The organism is Salmonella sp. SG203 (genome assembly GCF_013350575.1).
Lineage (GTDB): Bacteria > Pseudomonadota > Gammaproteobacteria > Enterobacterales > Enterobacteriaceae > Salmonella > Salmonella enterica.
The window spans coordinates 1-16,824 of the sequence record NZ_SNMT01000034.1 but is presented as its reverse complement, the minus strand read 5'-3'; the positions used below and the strand labels follow the sequence as shown (position 1 = coordinate 16,824).

Here is a 16,824-nt window from a genome sequence, read left to right as displayed (position 1 = left end):
GAGAATAAGGTCACTTCGAATATGGCAACGCTCAAAGGGGTTATGCGTGATGAACTGGGTAATAATATTACGGGTTGTACGATAACATTTATAGAGCAGGAAACATCGCGTCGTTTTTTTGTTACCACGGCATCAGGTGAGGCCCCGGGCAGTTACACCATTATACTTCCTCCGGGGAGGTTTCGTGTTCTCGTGAAACCTGCACGCTCTTTTGAACGGGACCTGGGCGAAATCACTGTTTACAGCGATTCTCCCGATGGTTCCCTGGGCGATTTTCTGACCCGTCGTGACGTCGACACCCGCCCCGAAGCGTTAAAACAGTTTGAAGCGCTGGCACAGCAGACCCGTGAGGATGCGCAGCTGGCAACTGAAAGTAGCACCAGCGCACAAAGTGCAGCAGAACAGGCATCAGTTTATGCGCAACACACGGCGGAGGCTGCCACAACCGCAACAGGGGCTGCCAGCACAGCAACAGGTTCAGCCAGGGAGGCACAGGACAGTGAACATTCCGCGAGTCAGAGTGCGAAGACGGCACAGGAGAATGCGGCAACAGTCTCGAAGGAAGCGGCAGATGTCACCCTGGCAAAAGAGGAGGTGGTCAGGCAGGTGACAGGATTTGATGAGCACGTCAGCCAGCAGACGGCTTCCATCAGGCAGGCCGCCACAGATGCCACCACAAAAGCGACAACTGATATCGCTGAAACCGGGGAAAAGGTTAAACAGGCCGTTCAGGCGCAGGGACAGGAACTGGTCGATAAAGCCTATACTGAAGCCTTAAATGCCGCTCAGTCGGCGCAGGATGCCCGGACTGCAACCCTGAATGCACAGGAGGCCAGTACCGGTGCCAGCCAGGCGCGGGATGAAGCCCTGACCTCAGCCACAGCCGCGAAATCATCTGAAACAGCTTCCGCTGACAGCGCTGAATCATCGGAAAAAAGTGCTCAGGAAGCAAAGCTCTCCGCAGAACAGGCGGCAGCATCCAGTGTGGTAAAAACCGACGGCAAAACCCTTACCGGCGACGGTAACGCCACGCCATTAGCGCTGGGACCGGCTGAGCCGTATGCCGTGGGAACGTATATCACCGCAAAGTTCAACGCAGGTTATCTTTTTGACGGACGTGCACCTACTGACGGTTCGTTGATAGAACGGGGAACCGTGCTGGATATGGGGGATGTACTCGGTACCATTGTGAACGGCAGTCTGCTCATGCCGTCTGATACAAATCGCTACAACACCTACGTATTCCACCCGCCGGGACAATGGATCAGCTGTTCATCAATTTATATAGTGAACATGGATATTATTGCTGTCTGGCGGCGCATCAGATAAGGGGAATGCAGAATGAAAGTACTGGCAGCAAAAGACGCGGTATATACCGAAAACAACACCATCCTGTGCCGGATTAAATGCGAAGGGGATGAGGACTTCAGCACGTATCACGCCGCCGGTTATGACTCCGATCCGGATGGCCGTCAGTTATTCGACGACCTGAAGGCAGGCAAATACGGCGAAATAAAACCCTTTACCGTCACCCCGGAAATGCTCACGGCAGCAAAAGCGGTGAAGCGCCGCGAAATCAACAACTGGCGTGATGCTCAGGAGAACGGCAACTACCCGTTCGAGCTGAACGGTCACTGCTGGGACTGCAGCAAAGACTCACAGACCCGGCTGGCACCGGTGGCGGCAATGGCCAGGGCCGGAAAACTACCTGCAAGTTTTTTCTGGACGGATGCCGATAATATTGATGTACCGGTCACCGCTGACCAGTTAACCGCCATGGAAGCGGCAATGGAGCAGAACATGGTCATTCAGGGCTTTAAAATCCACGAACGCCAGCGCCAGATGAAAAAGGCGCTGGACGAAATCACGGACTATAAGGCGGTACAGGGCTATGTTGTGGGCTGGCCGGTGACGGATACGCCGGAAGCATAAAAAAGGGGCCACCCGGCCCCGAAAAAAAGCAAAACTTATCCAGTTACATAGATAGTGAAACAAGGAAGTTTATTTTTCGCATCAACAGGAAAGTAAAATCCATGAGCGCGTTCACAACTCCGGCAATCCTTGAAATGCTCGACCATTATTTATGGCGCGTGTATGAGCCTTTTGAGTTTTACCTCAGTGACGACAACAGCGACGTTATCAGCGTACCCGCCGGATTTGTGACCGACCTCGCCAGCGTGCCACGTATTCTGTGGACGTTCTTGCCGCCTGACGGCAAATACGCCAAAGCGGCGATAATCCACGACTGGATGTACGACAACGCGCTGCGCACGAAAAAAGAGGCTGACAAAATTTTCCTCGACGGAATGACGGTACTCGGTGTGCCGAAGTGGAAGCGCACGATTATGTATTGGGCGGTACGATTATTTGGTAGGGGAATGTACGATAAAGCGCAGGATTACTGTAATTAATTTTCAGTATGTGAAAGAAAAAACGCCTCTCATTTATCGCGCGGATGGGCCGCATTTATCGCGCGGCGCATCATAATGCATCAGCCGACCGGCGATTAAAATGATGCCGCAGATATGCACCATCCACGTTTCGGCGCCGTTCATTTCCATAAACAGCAGCAGCACCAGCGCGACAGGAATATATTCCACCGCATTGCCATGAATACGGATGGCGCTTTGCAATTCGCTAAAACCGCCGTCGCCATAGGCGACACGGTACTGCATTCGCAAGCGAACGACATTAAAAGAGAACTTCATTAATAATAACGCACCCAAAACGGCATACAGCGCGCTTACCATACAAACTCCCTTTTAAAATGGCTGATGGCACTGTCTATGATAGGGGGCATTTTCAGAAAAGAGAAGATTGCTGTGGAATGGACGGAGCAGTGCCGATTTCTGGTAAGACGCTGCGTAAATCATGCCAAAGCGTATTCACCAGTTCCGGCGCCTGCGCGATATCCGGAGTATGTAAAAACAGAAAAGGCGTGGTGGTCTGCCGCCACTGCGGGAGTTTCTGCAACCAGGCGGCGAAAAATTCACGGTTTTGCGCCATATTATCGCTACCGATAAAACGCACCATTGGATGGCTGGCCGTCACGACAGCATGTACCGGAACTTTGGGTTTTTTTCGCTGCGCGTCGCGGACGGCCTCGCTGTGGGGATGGGCGGCATGTACCGGACGACTATCCAGGATCACGCGGTTTACGCCGCGCGCGTGTAACCCGCGATTGAGCCGCTGTTCATCCTCACCCTTGTCAAAAAAACACGGATGACGAACTTCTACGCCATAGGTAAACGTGGCGGGGAGCGCATCAAGAAACTGCCATAAGGCGGGGAGATCGCGCGGTCCAAAGGCGGCGGGCAACTGCAGCCAGTATTGGCCAATACGCGTTTCCAGCGGCGCCAGGCGGGTAAAAAACGCCTGTACCAGATCGTCGCAATGGCGCAGCGCGGCCTGGTGAGAAATGGTGGCGGGAAATTTAAAGCAAAAACGGAAATCGTCCGTAGTTTGCGCATACCAGCGATCGACAATTTCCGCTTTCGGCAGCGCGTAAAGCGTGGTGTTGCCCTCTACGCAGTTAAAGTGGCGGGCATACTCTTCCAGACTGGTGATGCCGAGCCGCGCCCATTTCGGGTGCGACCATTGCGGCAAGCCAATGTAGATCATAAGGCGTTTAAAATATCCTCTACGCTGCGTACCCGGCCAATGCGCGGGAAAATATGCGTCATACTGCTCTGATGCTGCTCACTGCTGGCGGCGCTACAGGCATCTTCGGCAATAATAAGGTTAAATCCCAACTCCCAGGCGTTACGCGCTGTGGATTCGACGCCGATATTGGTTGAGATCCCGCACAATATGATGGTGTCGATACCCCGGCGGCGAAGCTGTAATTCCAGGTCGGTGCCGTAAAACGCGCCCCACTGGCGTTTAGTCACTTCCAGATCGCTGTCCTTTTTACCCAATGCCGTAGGCCAGGTCCACCAGTTTTCCGGCAACGCGTGCGCAGGCGTTGCGGCATCCACGGGTTGTTTTAACGCTTCGGCATAATCATCAGACCATCCAACGCGTACCATAACCACGGGCGAGCCGTTGGCACGACACTTTTCCGCCAGCCGCGCGGCGCGGGCGACCACCTCATTTGCCGTATACGGGCCGCCGGCAAACGGAAGAATTCCTTCCTGTAAATCAATAACCACCAGGGCGGTTGTGGTCGCGTTGAGTTTCAGCATGATAATCACTCTCCTAAAAATAGCGGATTTCACTACACCTTAAGCGCGATTAAAGAGGAAAGCGGCGACAAATATTGTTAATTTTTGTGAGCATACGCAATACCCGCGTGAAAAACCCGGGTACAGTCAGTATGAACCAAGTGTCGATACCGCATGAAACGGGCAAGTTATCGCTCCCATGCTGGATTGACTCTTATCGTGCGGCAGAATTTCCAGTATAATAGCCGCCTTTTTTCATCCAGTTGTGACATACAGCTAAAGCTGCGACTTCGTCGCCTGCATGGCAGGCAACAATCCGCCTGCGGCTAAGTTAAGGGATATCTCATGCGTACAGAATATTGCGGACAGCTACGTCTGTCCCACGTGGGGCAGCAGGTGACTCTGTGTGGTTGGGTCAACCGTCGTCGTGATCTTGGCAGCCTGATCTTTATCGATATGCGCGACCGCGAAGGTATTGTGCAGGTGTTCTTCGATCCGGATCGTGCGGACGCGTTAAAGCTGGCCTCTGAACTGCGTAATGAGTTCTGCATTCAGGTTACGGGCACCGTGCGTGCGCGTGACGCGAAAAACGTCAATGCGGATATGGCGACCGGCGAAATTGAAGTGCTGGCGTCCTCTCTCACTATCATCAACCGCGCAGACTCACTGCCGCTTGACGCTAACCACGTTAATACCGAAGAGGCGCGTCTCAAGTACCGCTATCTGGATTTGCGTCGTCCGGAAATGGCGCAGCGCCTGAAAACTCGCGCCAAAATTACCAGCCTGGTGCGTCGTTTTATGGACGATCACGGTTTCCTTGATATTGAAACGCCGATGCTGACCAAAGCCACGCCGGAAGGCGCGCGCGACTATCTGGTGCCTTCGCGCGTGCACAAAGGTAAATTCTACGCGTTGCCGCAGTCGCCGCAGCTGTTCAAACAGCTCCTGATGATGTCCGGTTTCGATCGTTACTATCAGATAGTCAAATGCTTCCGTGATGAAGACTTACGTGCTGACCGTCAGCCGGAGTTTACTCAGATCGACGTCGAGACCTCCTTCATGACCGCGCCACAGGTGCGCGAAGTGATGGAAGCGCTGGTGCGCCATTTGTGGCTGGAAGTGAAAGGCGTGGATCTGGGGGATTTCCCGGTCATGACGTTTGCCGAAGCGGAACGTCGTTACGGTTCCGACAAACCAGACCTGCGTAACCCGATGGAACTGGTAGATGTCGCTGACCTGCTGAAATCGGTAGAGTTCGCGGTCTTCGCGGGCCCGGCTAACGATCCGAAAGGCCGCGTGGCAGCGCTGCGTGTGCCGGGCGGCGCACAGCTTAGCCGTAAGCAGATCGACGATTACGGTAACTTTGTTAAGATCTACGGCGCGAAAGGCCTGGCGTATATCAAAGTTAACGAGCGCGCGAAAGGTCTGGATGGGATTAACAGTCCGGTGGCCAAGTTCCTGACCGCCGACATCGTCGAGGCTATCCTTGAACGTACCGGCGCGCAGGACGGCGACATGATCTTCTTCGGCGCAGATAACAAAAAAGTGGTTGCCGATGCGCTGGGCGCGCTGCGTCTGAAACTGGGCAAAGACCTGAGCCTGACCGACGAAGACAAATGGGCGCCGTTGTGGGTGATTGACTTCCCGATGTTCGAAGACGACGGCGAGGGCGGTCTGACCGCGATGCACCATCCGTTCACCGCCCCGCGTGATATGACGGCGTCTGAACTGAAAACTGCGCCGGAAGAAGCCGTCGCTAACGCTTACGATATGGTGATTAACGGCTATGAAGTGGGCGGCGGTTCGGTGCGTATTCACAATGGTGAAATGCAGCAAACCGTATTTGGTATTCTCGGTATCAATGAGCAGGAGCAGCGCGAGAAGTTCGGCTTCCTGTTGGATGCGTTGAAATACGGTACGCCGCCGCATGCGGGCCTGGCGTTTGGTCTGGACCGTCTGACCATGCTGTTGACTGGCACCGACAATATTCGTGATGTTATCGCCTTCCCGAAAACGACCGCCGCCGCGTGTCTGATGACCGAAGCGCCGAGTTTCGCCAACCAGGCAGCGTTGACGGAGTTGGGGATTCAGGTTGTGAAGAAAGCCGAGAATAACTGATATGAACAATGTACACGACATCATTCGCGTGATATCGCGGCGGCCCGCAAGGGGGAGTCTCATCAATGCGCGGCGTCACCCAACAGCCAACAACGAGGTCGCGTGAAGGATAAAGTGTACAAGCGCCCCGTTTCGGTCCTGGTGGTTATTTTCGCGCAGGATACGAAACGGGTGCTAATGTTGCAGCGACGCGACGACCCGGATTTTTGGCAGTCAGTGACTGGCAGCATAGAAGAAGGGGAGACCGCGTTGCAGGCCGCCGTGCGTGAAGTCAAAGAGGAGGTCACGATTGATGTTGCGGCAGAGCAACTGACCTTAGTCGACTGCCAACGTACGGTGGAGTTTGAAATTTTTTCACATTTACGTCATCGCTATGCGCCGGGCGTCATGCACAATACAGAATTCTGGTTCTGCCTTGCGTTACCGCATGAGCGGCAGGTGATATTCACTGAACATCTGACGTACCAGTGGCTTGATGCGCCTGACGCGGCGGCGCTTACCAAGTCCTGGAGTAACCGGCAAGCGATTGAAGAGTTTGTCATTAACGTCGCCTGAAAAGGCGCGCTTTTTTTGAGGAAATATTTATGGCAGGTCATAGTAAATGGGCCAACACCAGACATCGTAAAGCTGCGCAAGATGCCAAGCGCGGTAAAATCTTCACTAAAATTATTCGTGAACTGGTAACGGCAGCTAAATTGGGCGGCGGCGATCCGGATGCCAACCCGCGTCTGCGCGCGGCTGTAGATAAAGCGCTGGCCAACAACATGACCCGCGACACTCTGAACCGTGCCATCGCTCGCGGTGTGGGTGGTGATGAAGACTCGAACATGGAAACCATCATCTATGAAGGTTATGGTCCTGGTGGCACGGCCATTATGATTGAGTGTCTGAGTGACAACCGTAACCGTACCGTAGCGGAAGTGCGTCATGCTTTCAGCAAGTGCGGCGGTAATCTGGGTACCGATGGCTCAGTGGCGTACCTGTTCAGTAAGAAAGGGGTCATCTCCTTTGAGAAAGGCGATGAAGACACCATCATGGAAGCCGCTCTGGAAGCTGGCGCGGAAGATGTTGTGACCTATGATGATGGCGCGATTGATGTTTACACTGCCTGGGAAGAGATGGGCAAAGTGCGTGACGCGCTGGAAGCGGCCGGTCTGAAAGCGGACAGCGCCGAAGTGTCCATGATCCCGTCAACCAAAGCGGATATGGATGCGGAAACCGCGCCGAAACTGCTACGTCTGATCGATATGCTGGAAGACTGTGACGATGTTCAGGAAGTCTACCATAACGGTGAGATCTCTGATGAGGTGGCGGCGACCCTGTAATGGTGCTGCTAAACGCCGGCGGGCAGGGGGTATAGCGTGTCGATTATTCTCGGTATTGACCCCGGCTCGCGCATTACCGGTTATGGCGTTATCCGTCAGGTAGGCAGACAACTGACCTATCTGGGCAGCGGATGTATTCGCACCAAAGTCGATGATTTGCCGTCTCGTTTGAAGCTCATATACGCAGGCGTGACGGAAATCATCACGCAGTTCCAGCCGGACTATTTTGCTATCGAACAGGTGTTTATGGCGAAGAACGCCGATTCAGCCCTCAAGCTGGGACAGGCGCGCGGCGTCGCGATTGTCGCCGCGGTCAATCAGGAACTGCCCGTGTTTGAATACGCGGCGCGTCAGGTGAAGCAAACCGTCGTCGGTATTGGTAGCGCGGAAAAAAGCCAGGTACAGCATATGGTTCGTACGTTGCTAAAGCTCCCCGCTAACCCGCAGGCCGATGCCGCGGATGCGCTGGCTATCGCCATTACGCATTGCCACGTTAGCCAGAACGCGATGCAAATGAGCGAGAGCCGACTCAATCTGGCGCGGGGAAGGTTGCGCTAAATCATTCTCCCTCAGCCTCGCGTTGAGGGTTTTCAATTCCACAGGCGCTAATTAATTCTAAATTGGGATGTTGCCACAGGCTGGCTGGCGTCACCGTCTTACGATCCCACGGGATTGAACCTAAAAACCAGAATTTCCAGAAGGCGAGTTTCGCATCAGGATTGCTGTGAAGTAATTCTTCGAATGTCTCAATATCGCCTACCGGAATACACAATGCTTCTTTATAGATATCAAACACAAATTTCGAGCAGAACTGGCGCGATGACTCGTATTTAAACCCCGTGTGATAAAACTTATTCAGCCGGGCGGGAACCTGTTCCATGATGGCGAGTTTCTGTTCGACCGTCAGGCCGCCGCACAGGCGACGAACCGCGTAACGTTGTCCGGCTGAACGTTGTATAAACAGTGACAGCGTGGTGACGGTTGAGAGGGGGACGCGACTTTCCGCCACTAGATAGTCATCACCATTATGACCAATAATAATCCCAACATGGTTGCTCCAGCACTGTGAAGCGGTGGATATCTGGCCGAAAAGCGCGGCACCTATACAGGTAAAGACGATATCCCCGGTTTCATATTGGACAGAATAATGTTTTTTCATTTCTGCATTCCATTATTTGAAATAAATTCCTTTTATTTATTCTACAGGGTAGTTAGCATTATACCAGATAAATGACAAGCCTTAGTGTCATCGAAATATGTATGGTGAATATTTCATTTGTTGGAATTAATGTCGCAAATATAACTGGGGAGGAATTAAGGTGGTAAATTTCTCATTATCTGCTCTCTTATATTGACAGGGAGTACGACGTGGTTGATGATAAACCAATGAAAATAGGTTGGGTGTTTTATTTTCCTTATATTTTTGTTGCTATTATCTTTCATCTGTTTATTAGTTTTTGTTATTGTTTGAGTATTGATATGGCAGAGGCTAATACCGTTGTTTTTTTATTAAAGCCAGGGACGATTTCATTATTATTTTTACTTCTCCCTGCCAGGCGGTTCAGAACCAGACTGTTGGCAACATTGAGTTCAGTTTTCATTACCTTAGTATTTAACCAGTGGCATTTGGTTGCCGGGAATAAAGAACTGGTTTTGTGCCTGCAGGCAGCGTGCTTTATAGCTTTCCTGGCTATGACATCGGTAAAAAAATCCGGGTGGATGATTAGTGCATCATTATTTTTGGTTTGTGCGGCCGGAACGATTCGCCAGTGCTGGCTGGAACAGTTGTTTAACGCTGCCGATATATATATTGTTGATGATGGGCGGAGCTGTGGCGCCAGCGGCCACTGCTTCCAGTATATTGCAGCAAAAGGCCGTGGGATAGCAGCAAAACGACAGGCACTTTTTAGTAGTGAAGAGTATGTGAATATTTATTATAGTTATTCAGAAGGGATACCAGCCGTGAATTTCGATGGCATGAAAAATGAGTTTGCACAATATTTATTGTGTCATGGTGAATTAAAATATGTTGTGCGCGACGATAAAACAACATGCGATTAAATTCAGCGCTAGTGGTTAATTTTATTAAATCTATTCTCGGGTCTGTTTTTTGGGGGGGACCGATGTTCCGCTGTTGGCATTCGTACTGGATACAGTATTAGTGTTATCAGGATACTCATTATTGAAGACTACCGAACGTGCGCCACGGCATGTTGGCAAAAAGTTATTCGCGTGGGACGCAAAAAGTTGTCAATGAGTGTACGACTTATTTTGTACGCAGCGGGGAGCGTACCCGTCGTTAACCATCACGGGTTGTTGGAGTAGAGAAATATCGGGATAAGTGTTTTTCATCTGGATAAACATCCAGTCTTTTTTTATGATAGTGCATTATCTTTTCAGCCCTTTACGCAGGAGCGTCATGTGATAGGCAGACTCAGAGGCATTATTCTCGAAAAACAACCCCCGATCGTGCTGCTGGAGACAGGGGGAGTAGGCTATGAAGTACATATGCCTATGACCTGCTTTTACGAGCTGCCGGAGGCCGGGCAGGAGGCAATCGTCTTCACCCACTTCGTGGTGCGTGAAGATGCGCAGTTGCTGTACGGATTTAACAATAAGCAAGAGCGCACGCTATTTAAAGAGCTAATTAAAACGAATGGCGTCGGGCCTAAGCTGGCGCTGGCGATCCTCTCCGGCATGTCGGCGCAACAGTTCGTCAATGCGGTTGAGCGCGAAGAGCTTGGTGCGCTGGTGAAGCTGCCGGGTATCGGCAAGAAAACCGCCGAAAGGCTGATTGTCGAAATGAAAGACCGCTTTAAAGGGCTACATGGCGATCTCTTTACGTCAGCGGTCGATCTGGTATTGACGTCGCCGGCCAGCCCAACCTCGGAAGATGCAGAACAAGAAGCAGTTGCTGCGCTGGTGGCGCTGGGTTATAAACCGCAAGAAGCCAGTCGGATGGTAAGCAAGATCGCCCGTCCGGATGCAAGCAGTGAAACACTGATTCGCGACGCGTTACGCGCCGCGTTATGAGGTAAAGGATGATAGAAGCAGATCGCCTGATTTCAGCAGGCGCCACGATCGCAGAAGACGTCGCCGATCGCGCCATTCGCCCGAAGTTATTGGCGGAATATGTCGGCCAACCGCAGGTGCGCTCCCAGATGGAGATCTTTATTCAGGCGGCAAAACTGCGTGGCGACGCACTAGATCACTTGCTGATTTTCGGCCCGCCAGGGTTAGGTAAAACGACTCTGGCGAATATCGTTGCCAATGAAATGGGCGTCAATCTCCGAACCACGTCCGGCCCTGTGCTGGAAAAAGCAGGCGATCTGGCGGCTATGCTCACCAATCTTGAACCGCATGATGTGCTGTTTATTGATGAGATTCACCGGCTTTCACCGGTGGTGGAAGAGGTACTCTATCCGGCGATGGAAGATTACCAGCTGGATATTATGATTGGCGAAGGGCCTGCTGCACGTTCAATTAAGATCGATCTGCCGCCGTTTACGCTCATTGGCGCGACGACGCGAGCAGGTTCGCTGACCTCGCCGCTACGTGACCGTTTTGGTATTGTGCAGCGCCTGGAGTTCTACCAGGTGCCCGATCTGCAGCACATCGTCGGGCGCAGCGCAAGGCACATGGGGCTGGAGATGAGCGATGACGGCGCGCTGGAAGTGGCGCGTCGGGCGCGCGGTACGCCGCGTATAGCCAACCGCCTGCTCAGACGTGTGCGTGATTTCGCCGAGGTGAAGCATGACGGGGCTATTTCAGCGGAAATTGCCGCGCAGGCGCTGGATATGCTGAACGTCGATGCGGAAGGGTTTGACTATATGGATCGCAAGCTGCTGCTGGCGGTTATTGATAAATTCTTCGGTGGTCCGGTGGGACTGGATAACCTGGCGGCGGCGATTGGCGAAGAGCGTGAAACCATTGAGGATGTGCTGGAGCCGTATCTGATTCAGCAAGGCTTTTTGCAGCGCACGCCGCGTGGGCGTATGGCAACGGTGCGCGCCTGGAACCATTTCGGGATCACGCCGCCAGAGATGCCTTAGCGCCTGAAATCGCTGCGCTCATCAGACCTGGGCGATTTTGTAGGCCCGGTAAGCGCAGCGCCACCGGGCAACACACGCTTAGCTTGCCTGCTTTTTCATCATACTTAAGATAAACAGCAGCGCGGCACACAGCACTACGGATGGCCCTGCCGGGGTATCATAAAAGGCTGAGAAGGTCAGTCCACCTGTAACCGCTATCATACCCACACCAACGGCGACGCCCGCCATCTGCTCCGGCGTACGGGCAAAGCGACGCGCGGTTGCGGCGGGGATAATCAGCAGCGACGTAATGATCAGCGCTCCGACAAACTTCATCGCTACGCCAATGGTTAACGCCGTTACCAGCATCAATAGCAGCTTCACGCGCTGTAATTTCACGCCATCGACAAAGGCAAGATCCGGACTGATAGTCATTGACAGCAAGTTGCGCCACTGCCAGAAGAGAATGGCCAGCACAATAACGACCCCAATAGCGATCGAGATAAGATCTTCCGGTGTGACGGCCAGTAAATCGCCAAACAGATAAGCCATTAAATCAACGCGGACGTTGGACATCAGGCTGACCACGACCAGTCCTAAAGATAAGGCGCTGTGCGCCATAATGCCCAGTAAGGTATCAATCGCGAGGTGAGGGCGTTTCTCCAGCCATACCAGACCGGCGGCCAGCAGCAGCGTAACGGCGATTACCGCATAAAAGGGGTTAACGTCCAGCAACAGGCCAAACGCCACGCCCAGAAGCGACGCGTGAGCCAGCGTATCGCCAAAATAGGACATCCGACGCCAGACCACAAATGAGCCCAAAGGACCAGCGGCGCACGCCAGCATCATCCCGGCCAGCCAGCCGGGCAGTAATAATTCAATCATGAGTGACCATTTCCCCGGCGCAGTACAATACGACCCTGTAAATCGTGGCGATGATTATGATGATGGCGATAAATCCCTAATTGCTCCGCGCCTCGCGGGCCAAACATAGAGATAAATTCCGGATGCATAGACACCACTTCCGGCGCGCCGGAACAGCAAATATGATGGTTCAGGCATAACACTTCATCCGTCTTTGCCATGACCAGATGTAGGTCATGCGACACCATCAGCACGGCGCAATCGAGTTCACGGCGCAGCTGATCGATAAGGTCGTATAACGCGACCTGGCCGTTGACATCCACGCCTTGCGTCGGCTCATCAAGTACCAGCAACTGAGGCCTGTTAAGCAGAGCACGCGCCAGCAGTACGCGCTGTGTCTCACCGCCGGAGAGTTTTTGCATGGGCGCGTCAATCAAATGTCCGGCCTGAACGCGTTTAAGCGCCGGGAGAATATCCGTTTTTTGTGTGCCGGGACGTAAACGTAAAAATCGGTTTACCGTCAGCGGAAGCGTGGTATCGAGATAGAGCTTTTGCGGGACATAGCCGATACGGAGTTGCCCGTTGCGCTTGATCACCCCTTCATCAGGGGCTACCAGTCCTAAAACCACGCGTACAAGCGTTGACTTCCCCGCGCCGTTAGGGCCGAGAAGCGTTAAAATTTTTCCGGGGCTCAATTCAAGCGACACGTCAGAGAGGACGCGGCGTTGACCAAATGAGACCGAGACGTTTTCCAGTGAAACTAAACTTGTCATGTTAATTTTAGGCTTGCAGAAGTGATAGAATGTTATAATATCACATTTCACATATTCATTACGATGATTAGTCGCATTATGTTACAGAAAAATACGCTTCTTTTCGCAGCATTATCCGCCGCGCTTTGGGGGAGTGCAACCCAGGCTGCCGACGCCGCCGTTGTCGCTTCGCTTAAACCGCTTGGGTTTATCGCTTCCGCCATTGCTGATGGCGTTACGGATACACAAGTATTACTTCCGGATGGGGCTTCCGAGCATGATTATTCATTGCGTCCATCAGACGTAAAACGCTTACAGGGCGCGGACTTAGTCGTCTGGGTTGGCCCGGAAATGGAAGCCTTTATGGAGAAGTCGGTCAGGAATATTCCTGATAATAAGCAGGTTACCATTGCGCAACTTGCCGATGTAAAACCGTTACTCATGAAGGGCGCGGATGATGATGAGGATGAACATGCGCATACGGGCGCCGATGAGGAAAAAGGTGACGTACATCACCATCACGGCGAATATAACATGCATCTTTGGCTCTCCCCAGAGATAGCGCGGGCTACAGCGGTTGCAATCCATGAAAAATTAGTGGAACTTATGCCGCAAAGTCGAGCCAAACTCGACGCCAACCTGAAGGATTTTGAGGCACAATTAGCCGCAACCGATAAACAGGTCGGTAACGAGCTCGCGCCGCTCAAGGGGAAAGGGTATTTCGTTTTTCATGACGCCTACGGTTACTACGAAAAACACTACGGACTCACCCCGCTCGGTCACTTTACCGTGAACCCTGAGATACAACCTGGCGCGCAGCGTTTACATGAAATAAGAACACAGTTGGTTGAGCAAAAAGCAACCTGCGTTTTTGCTGAGCCACAATTCAGGCCAGCGGTCGTGGAAGCCGTGGCGAGAGGGACATCCGTTCGAATGGGAACACTGGACCCCCTCGGGACGAACATTAAACTGGGTAAAACAAGCTATTCAGCGTTTTTAAGCCAATTAGCCAACCAGTATGCGAGCTGCCTGAAAGGAGATTAACGAGGAAGTGAATACGTGCAACAGATAGCCCGCTCTGTCGCCCTGGCATTTAATAATCTGCCCCGACCCCACCGCGTTATGCTGGGGTCACTTACCGTTCTGACACTGGCCGTCGCCGTATGGCGGCCCTATGTTTACCACCCAGAATCCGCACCAATCGTTAAAACTATTGAACTGGAGAAAAGCGAGATTCGTTCCCTCTTACCGGAGGCCAGCGAACCCATCGATCAGGCCGCGCAGGAAGATGAAGCTATTCCTCAGGATGAGCTGGACGATAAAACCGCAGGCGAAGTCGGCGTCCATGAATACGTCGTCTCTACAGGCGATACGTTAAGCAGCATTCTGAATCAGTACGGCATCGATATGAGCGATATTAGCCGACTTGCCGCTTCTGATAAGGAGCTGCGCAATCTGAAAATTGGCCAACAGCTTTCCTGGACACTGACCGCCGATGGCGATTTACAGCGTCTGACATGGGAAGTCTCCCGCCGTGAAACGCGTACCTACGATCGCACTGCCAACGGTTTTAAAATGAGCAGTGAAATGCAGCAGGGGGACTGGGTTAACAGTCTGCTGAAAGGTACGGTAGGGGGTAGCTTTGTCGCCAGCGCGAAAGAGGCCGGTTTAACCAGCAGCGAAATCAGCGCAGTGATAAAAGCAATGCAGTGGCAGATGGATTTTCGCAAGCTGAAAAAGGGCGATGAATTTTCGGTTCTGATGTCGCGCGAGATGCTGGATGGCAAGCGTGAACAGAGTCAGTTGTTGGGCGTGCGGATGCGTTCCGATGGTAAAGATTACTACGCCATTCGCGCCGCTGACGGTAAATTCTATGACCGTAATGGGGTTGGTCTGGCGAAAGGCTTTTTACGCTTCCCGACCGCTAAACAGTTCCGCATCTCCTCCAACTTCAATCCGCGTCGTCTGAACCCGGTTACCGGACGCGTTGCGCCGCATCGTGGCGTTGACTTTGCGATGCCGCAGGGTACGCCGGTGCTGTCGGTGGGGGATGGCGAGGTCGTGGTCGCTAAACGTAGCGGCGCTGCCGGTTACTACATTGCGATTCGTCATGGACGCACCTACACCACACGTTACATGCACTTGCGTAAGCTGCTGGTGAAACCGGGGCAAAAAGTGAAACGTGGCGATCGTATTGCGCTTTCTGGTAACACCGGGCGTTCCACAGGGCCGCATCTGCATTATGAGGTATGGATCAACCAGCAAGCCGTTAACCCTCTGACAGCAAAATTGCCGCGCACGGAAGGTCTGACGGGGTCAGATCGTCGTGAATACCTGGCACAGGTGAAAGAGGTTCTGCCACAACTGCGCTTCGATTAACAAATGCGCTGACAGAGCCGGTACGCGATGTGTGCCGGCTTTTTTGTTTTGTGTGAGACGCAGACGTCGCTACACTATTCACAATTCCTTTTCGCGTCAGCAGACCCTGGAAAAGCATGGAAACCAAAAAAAATAATAGTGAGTATATCCCTGAATTCGAAAAATCCTTTCGCTATCCGCAGTATTGGGGCGCCTGGTTGGGCGCGGCGGCAATGGCGGGGATCGCATTAACACCGGCATCATTCCGTGACCCTTTGCTGGCGACGCTGGGGCGCTTTGCCGGACGGCTGGGGAAGAGTTCTCGTCGCCGGGCGCTAATTAATCTGTCTTTGTGCTTTCCGCAGCGTAGCGAAGCTGAGCGCGAAGCGATTGTCGATGAGATGTTCGCCACCGCGCCACAGGCAATGGCGATGATGGCTGAGTTGGCGATGCGCGGTCCGAAAAAAATTCAACAGCGTGTTGACTGGGAAGGTCTGGAAATCATTGAGGAGATGCGTCGTAACGACGAAAAAGTCATTTTTCTCGTACCGCATGGCTGGGGCGTCGACATTCCAGCCATGCTGATGGCCTCTCAGGGGCAAAAAATGGCGGCGATGTTTCATAATCAGGGTAATCCGGTTTTTGACTATATCTGGAACACAGTGCGTCGGCGTTTCGGCGGACGTTTGCATGCGCGTAATGACGGGATTAAACCCTTTATTCAGTCTGTTCGTCAGGGCTACTGGGGCTACTACCTGCCGGACCAGGATCACGGCCCGGAGCATAGTGAATTCGTTGATTTCTTTGCGACATACAAAGCGACGCTGCCTGCGATTGGTCGGCTGATGAAAGTGTGCCGCGCACGCGTGATACCGCTTTTCCCGGTGTATAATGGTAAAACGCATCGCCTGACTATCCAGATTCGCCCGCCAATGGACGATCTGCTCACGGCTGACGACCACACTATCGCCAGACGGATGAACGAAGAGGTCGAAATTTTTGTCGGCCCGCATCCGGAACAGTACACCTGGATCCTGAAGCTGCTCAAAACCCGCAAGCCAGGCGAGATTCAGCCGTATAAGCGTAAAGATCTTTACCCCATCTGACTAGTCCTGATATAGGTTGACAGTTTTTTGTCTGTAAAACGCCTGATGAACATCATCGGGCGTTTTGTATTTCAGGGCCAGGTGTGGCCGTTCATGGTTATAAATTG

At 52.7% G+C, this 16,824-nt stretch carries 18 protein-coding genes and 1 pseudogene; 13 read left to right on the top strand and 6 right to left on the bottom strand.

The genetic code is table 11. The annotated features are described in order from the left end of the window. Positions 1 to 21: 21 nt before the first annotated feature. From HV477_RS25550 to HV477_RS25540, 3 genes are all read left to right on the top strand, one after another. Entirely contained in the window at positions 22 to 1,329 is a 1,308-nt protein-coding gene (locus HV477_RS25550) for a prophage tail fiber N-terminal domain-containing protein (protein WP_175065526.1), read from the top strand. Positions 1,330 to 1,341: 12 nt separating this feature from the next. Then, the gene (locus HV477_RS25545; RefSeq protein WP_175065525.1) at positions 1,342 to 1,932 is read left to right on the top strand and encodes a DUF4376 domain-containing protein; all 591 of its coding nucleotides are present in this window, start codon (positions 1,342 to 1,344) and stop codon (positions 1,930 to 1,932) included. 101 nt (positions 1,933 to 2,033) lie between these two features. Continuing rightward, positions 2,034 to 2,411 (top strand): DUF1353 domain-containing protein, encoded by a 378-nt coding sequence (locus HV477_RS25540; RefSeq protein ID WP_175065524.1) that lies wholly within the window; start codon positions 2,034 to 2,036, stop codon positions 2,409 to 2,411. Between the two features lie 72 nt (positions 2,412 to 2,483). Here HV477_RS25540 and HV477_RS25535 read toward each other — a convergent pair. The 3 genes and pseudogenes from HV477_RS25535 to HV477_RS25525 form a co-directional block, all read right to left on the bottom strand. After that, positions 2,484 to 2,750: pseudogene (locus tag HV477_RS25535) on the bottom strand (MAPEG family protein); the annotation flags it as partial. A gap of 52 nt (positions 2,751 to 2,802) precedes the next feature. After that, positions 2,803 to 3,621, bottom strand: coding sequence for a DUF72 domain-containing protein (locus tag HV477_RS25530; protein ID WP_000639226.1), 819 nt, complete (start codon positions 3,619 to 3,621; stop codon positions 2,803 to 2,805). Beyond that, entirely contained in the window at positions 3,618 to 4,184 is a 567-nt protein-coding gene (locus tag HV477_RS25525; RefSeq protein WP_000916144.1) for a hydrolase, read from the bottom strand. The genes HV477_RS25530 and HV477_RS25525 overlap by 4 nt, the downstream gene beginning before the upstream one ends. Positions 4,185 to 4,508: 324 nt before the next feature. Between HV477_RS25525 and aspS the strand changes: the two genes are divergently transcribed. The 4 genes from aspS to ruvC all read left to right on the top strand — a co-directional run bounded on the left by aspS (position 4,509) and on the right by ruvC (position 8,164). Next, positions 4,509 to 6,281 carry an aspartate--tRNA ligase gene (gene aspS / locus HV477_RS25520; RefSeq protein WP_001258633.1) on the top strand — a complete coding sequence of 591 codons (1,773 nt, stop codon included), beginning with the start codon at positions 4,509 to 4,511 and terminating at the stop codon, positions 6,279 to 6,281. 102 nt (positions 6,282 to 6,383) lie between these two features. Then, positions 6,384 to 6,836: a dihydroneopterin triphosphate diphosphatase gene (nudB, locus tag HV477_RS25515; RefSeq protein WP_000653694.1), complete on the top strand. Its 453-nt coding sequence runs from the start codon at positions 6,384 to 6,386 to the stop codon at positions 6,834 to 6,836. A 29-nt stretch (positions 6,837 to 6,865) separates the two neighbouring features. Next, positions 6,866 to 7,606 carry a YebC/PmpR family DNA-binding transcriptional regulator gene (locus HV477_RS25510; protein ID WP_000907242.1) on the top strand — a complete coding sequence of 247 codons (741 nt, stop codon included), beginning with the start codon at positions 6,866 to 6,868 and terminating at the stop codon, positions 7,604 to 7,606. A gap of 36 nt (positions 7,607 to 7,642) precedes the next feature. Further along, the gene (gene ruvC / locus HV477_RS25505) at positions 7,643 to 8,164 is read left to right on the top strand and encodes a crossover junction endodeoxyribonuclease RuvC (protein ID WP_000022509.1); all 522 of its coding nucleotides are present in this window, start codon (positions 7,643 to 7,645) and stop codon (positions 8,162 to 8,164) included. A 1-nt stretch (position 8,165) separates the two neighbouring features. On the opposite strand, the gene HV477_RS25500 is transcribed toward ruvC, so the two are convergent. Beyond that, complete coding sequence (locus HV477_RS25500; protein ID WP_000716749.1) at positions 8,166 to 8,765, bottom strand: YebB family permuted papain-like enzyme; 600 nt, start codon at positions 8,763 to 8,765, stop codon at positions 8,166 to 8,168. A gap of 209 nt (positions 8,766 to 8,974) precedes the next feature. On the opposite strand from HV477_RS25500, the gene HV477_RS25495 reads away from it, so the two are divergent. The 3 genes from HV477_RS25495 (at position 8,975) to ruvB (ending at position 11,658) form a co-directional block, all read left to right on the top strand. Beyond that, positions 8,975 to 9,667 (top strand): hypothetical protein, encoded by a 693-nt coding sequence (locus HV477_RS25495; RefSeq protein ID WP_162785464.1) that lies wholly within the window; start codon positions 8,975 to 8,977, stop codon positions 9,665 to 9,667. 360 nt (positions 9,668 to 10,027) lie between these two features. Next, complete coding sequence (gene ruvA / locus HV477_RS25490) at positions 10,028 to 10,639, top strand: Holliday junction branch migration protein RuvA (RefSeq protein ID WP_079899045.1); 612 nt, start codon at positions 10,028 to 10,030, stop codon at positions 10,637 to 10,639. An 8-nt stretch (positions 10,640 to 10,647) separates the two neighbouring features. Next, positions 10,648 to 11,658: a Holliday junction branch migration DNA helicase RuvB gene (ruvB, locus tag HV477_RS25485; protein ID WP_000568504.1), complete on the top strand. Its 1,011-nt coding sequence runs from the start codon at positions 10,648 to 10,650 to the stop codon at positions 11,656 to 11,658. Between the two features lie 78 nt (positions 11,659 to 11,736). Here the strand turns inward: ruvB and znuB are convergent, their stop codons facing one another. Next, entirely contained in the window at positions 11,737 to 12,522 is a 786-nt protein-coding gene (znuB, locus tag HV477_RS25480; RefSeq protein WP_000571510.1) for a zinc ABC transporter permease subunit ZnuB, read from the bottom strand. Beyond that, positions 12,519 to 13,274 carry a zinc ABC transporter ATP-binding protein ZnuC gene (gene znuC, locus HV477_RS25475; protein WP_000203023.1) on the bottom strand — a complete coding sequence of 252 codons (756 nt, stop codon included), beginning with the start codon at positions 13,272 to 13,274 and terminating at the stop codon, positions 12,519 to 12,521. The genes znuB and znuC overlap by 4 nt, the downstream gene beginning before the upstream one ends. 78 nt (positions 13,275 to 13,352) lie before the next feature. Here znuC and znuA point away from each other — a divergent pair, with 78 nt between their 5' ends. The 3 genes from znuA to lpxM all read left to right on the top strand — a co-directional run bounded on the left by znuA (position 13,353) and on the right by lpxM (position 16,717). Beyond that, positions 13,353 to 14,297: a zinc ABC transporter substrate-binding protein ZnuA gene (gene znuA / locus HV477_RS25470; RefSeq protein WP_000939597.1), complete on the top strand. Its 945-nt coding sequence runs from the start codon at positions 13,353 to 13,355 to the stop codon at positions 14,295 to 14,297. 15 nt (positions 14,298 to 14,312) lie between these two features. Then, positions 14,313 to 15,632, top strand: coding sequence for a murein DD-endopeptidase MepM (gene mepM, locus HV477_RS25465; RefSeq protein WP_001184028.1), 1,320 nt, complete (start codon positions 14,313 to 14,315; stop codon positions 15,630 to 15,632). Between the two features lie 116 nt (positions 15,633 to 15,748). Then, positions 15,749 to 16,717 (top strand): lauroyl-Kdo(2)-lipid IV(A) myristoyltransferase, encoded by a 969-nt coding sequence (lpxM, locus tag HV477_RS25460; RefSeq protein WP_000448400.1) that lies wholly within the window; start codon positions 15,749 to 15,751, stop codon positions 16,715 to 16,717. The last annotated feature ends 107 nt before the right edge of the window (positions 16,718 to 16,824 follow it).

Excerpts from the sequence above, each read along its gene's own strand:
- HV477_RS25550 (WP_175065526.1), top strand. The coding sequence starts at position 22 with ATGGCAACGCTCAAAGGGGTTATGCGTGATGAACTGGGTAATAATATT.
- HV477_RS25545 (WP_175065525.1), top strand. The coding sequence starts at position 1,342 with ATGAAAGTACTGGCAGCAAAAGACGCGGTATATACCGAAAACAACACC.
- HV477_RS25540 (WP_175065524.1), top strand. The coding sequence starts at position 2,034 with ATGAGCGCGTTCACAACTCCGGCAATCCTTGAAATGCTCGACCATTAT.
- HV477_RS25530 (WP_000639226.1), bottom strand. The coding sequence starts at position 3,621 with ATGATCTACATTGGCTTGCCGCAATGGTCGCACCCGAAATGGGCGCGG.
- HV477_RS25525 (WP_000916144.1), bottom strand. The coding sequence starts at position 4,184 with ATGCTGAAACTCAACGCGACCACAACCGCCCTGGTGGTTATTGATTTA.
- aspS (WP_001258633.1), top strand. The coding sequence starts at position 4,509 with ATGCGTACAGAATATTGCGGACAGCTACGTCTGTCCCACGTGGGGCAG.
- HV477_RS25510 (WP_000907242.1), top strand. The coding sequence starts at position 6,866 with ATGGCAGGTCATAGTAAATGGGCCAACACCAGACATCGTAAAGCTGCG.
- HV477_RS25500 (WP_000716749.1), bottom strand. The coding sequence starts at position 8,765 with ATGAAAAAACATTATTCTGTCCAATATGAAACCGGGGATATCGTCTTT.
- ruvB (WP_000568504.1), top strand. The coding sequence starts at position 10,648 with ATGATAGAAGCAGATCGCCTGATTTCAGCAGGCGCCACGATCGCAGAA.
- znuB (WP_000571510.1), bottom strand. The coding sequence starts at position 12,522 with ATGATTGAATTATTACTGCCCGGCTGGCTGGCCGGGATGATGCTGGCG.
- znuC (WP_000203023.1), bottom strand. The coding sequence starts at position 13,274 with ATGACAAGTTTAGTTTCACTGGAAAACGTCTCGGTCTCATTTGGTCAA.
- znuA (WP_000939597.1), top strand. The coding sequence starts at position 13,353 with ATGTTACAGAAAAATACGCTTCTTTTCGCAGCATTATCCGCCGCGCTT.
- lpxM (WP_000448400.1), top strand. The coding sequence starts at position 15,749 with ATGGAAACCAAAAAAAATAATAGTGAGTATATCCCTGAATTCGAAAAA.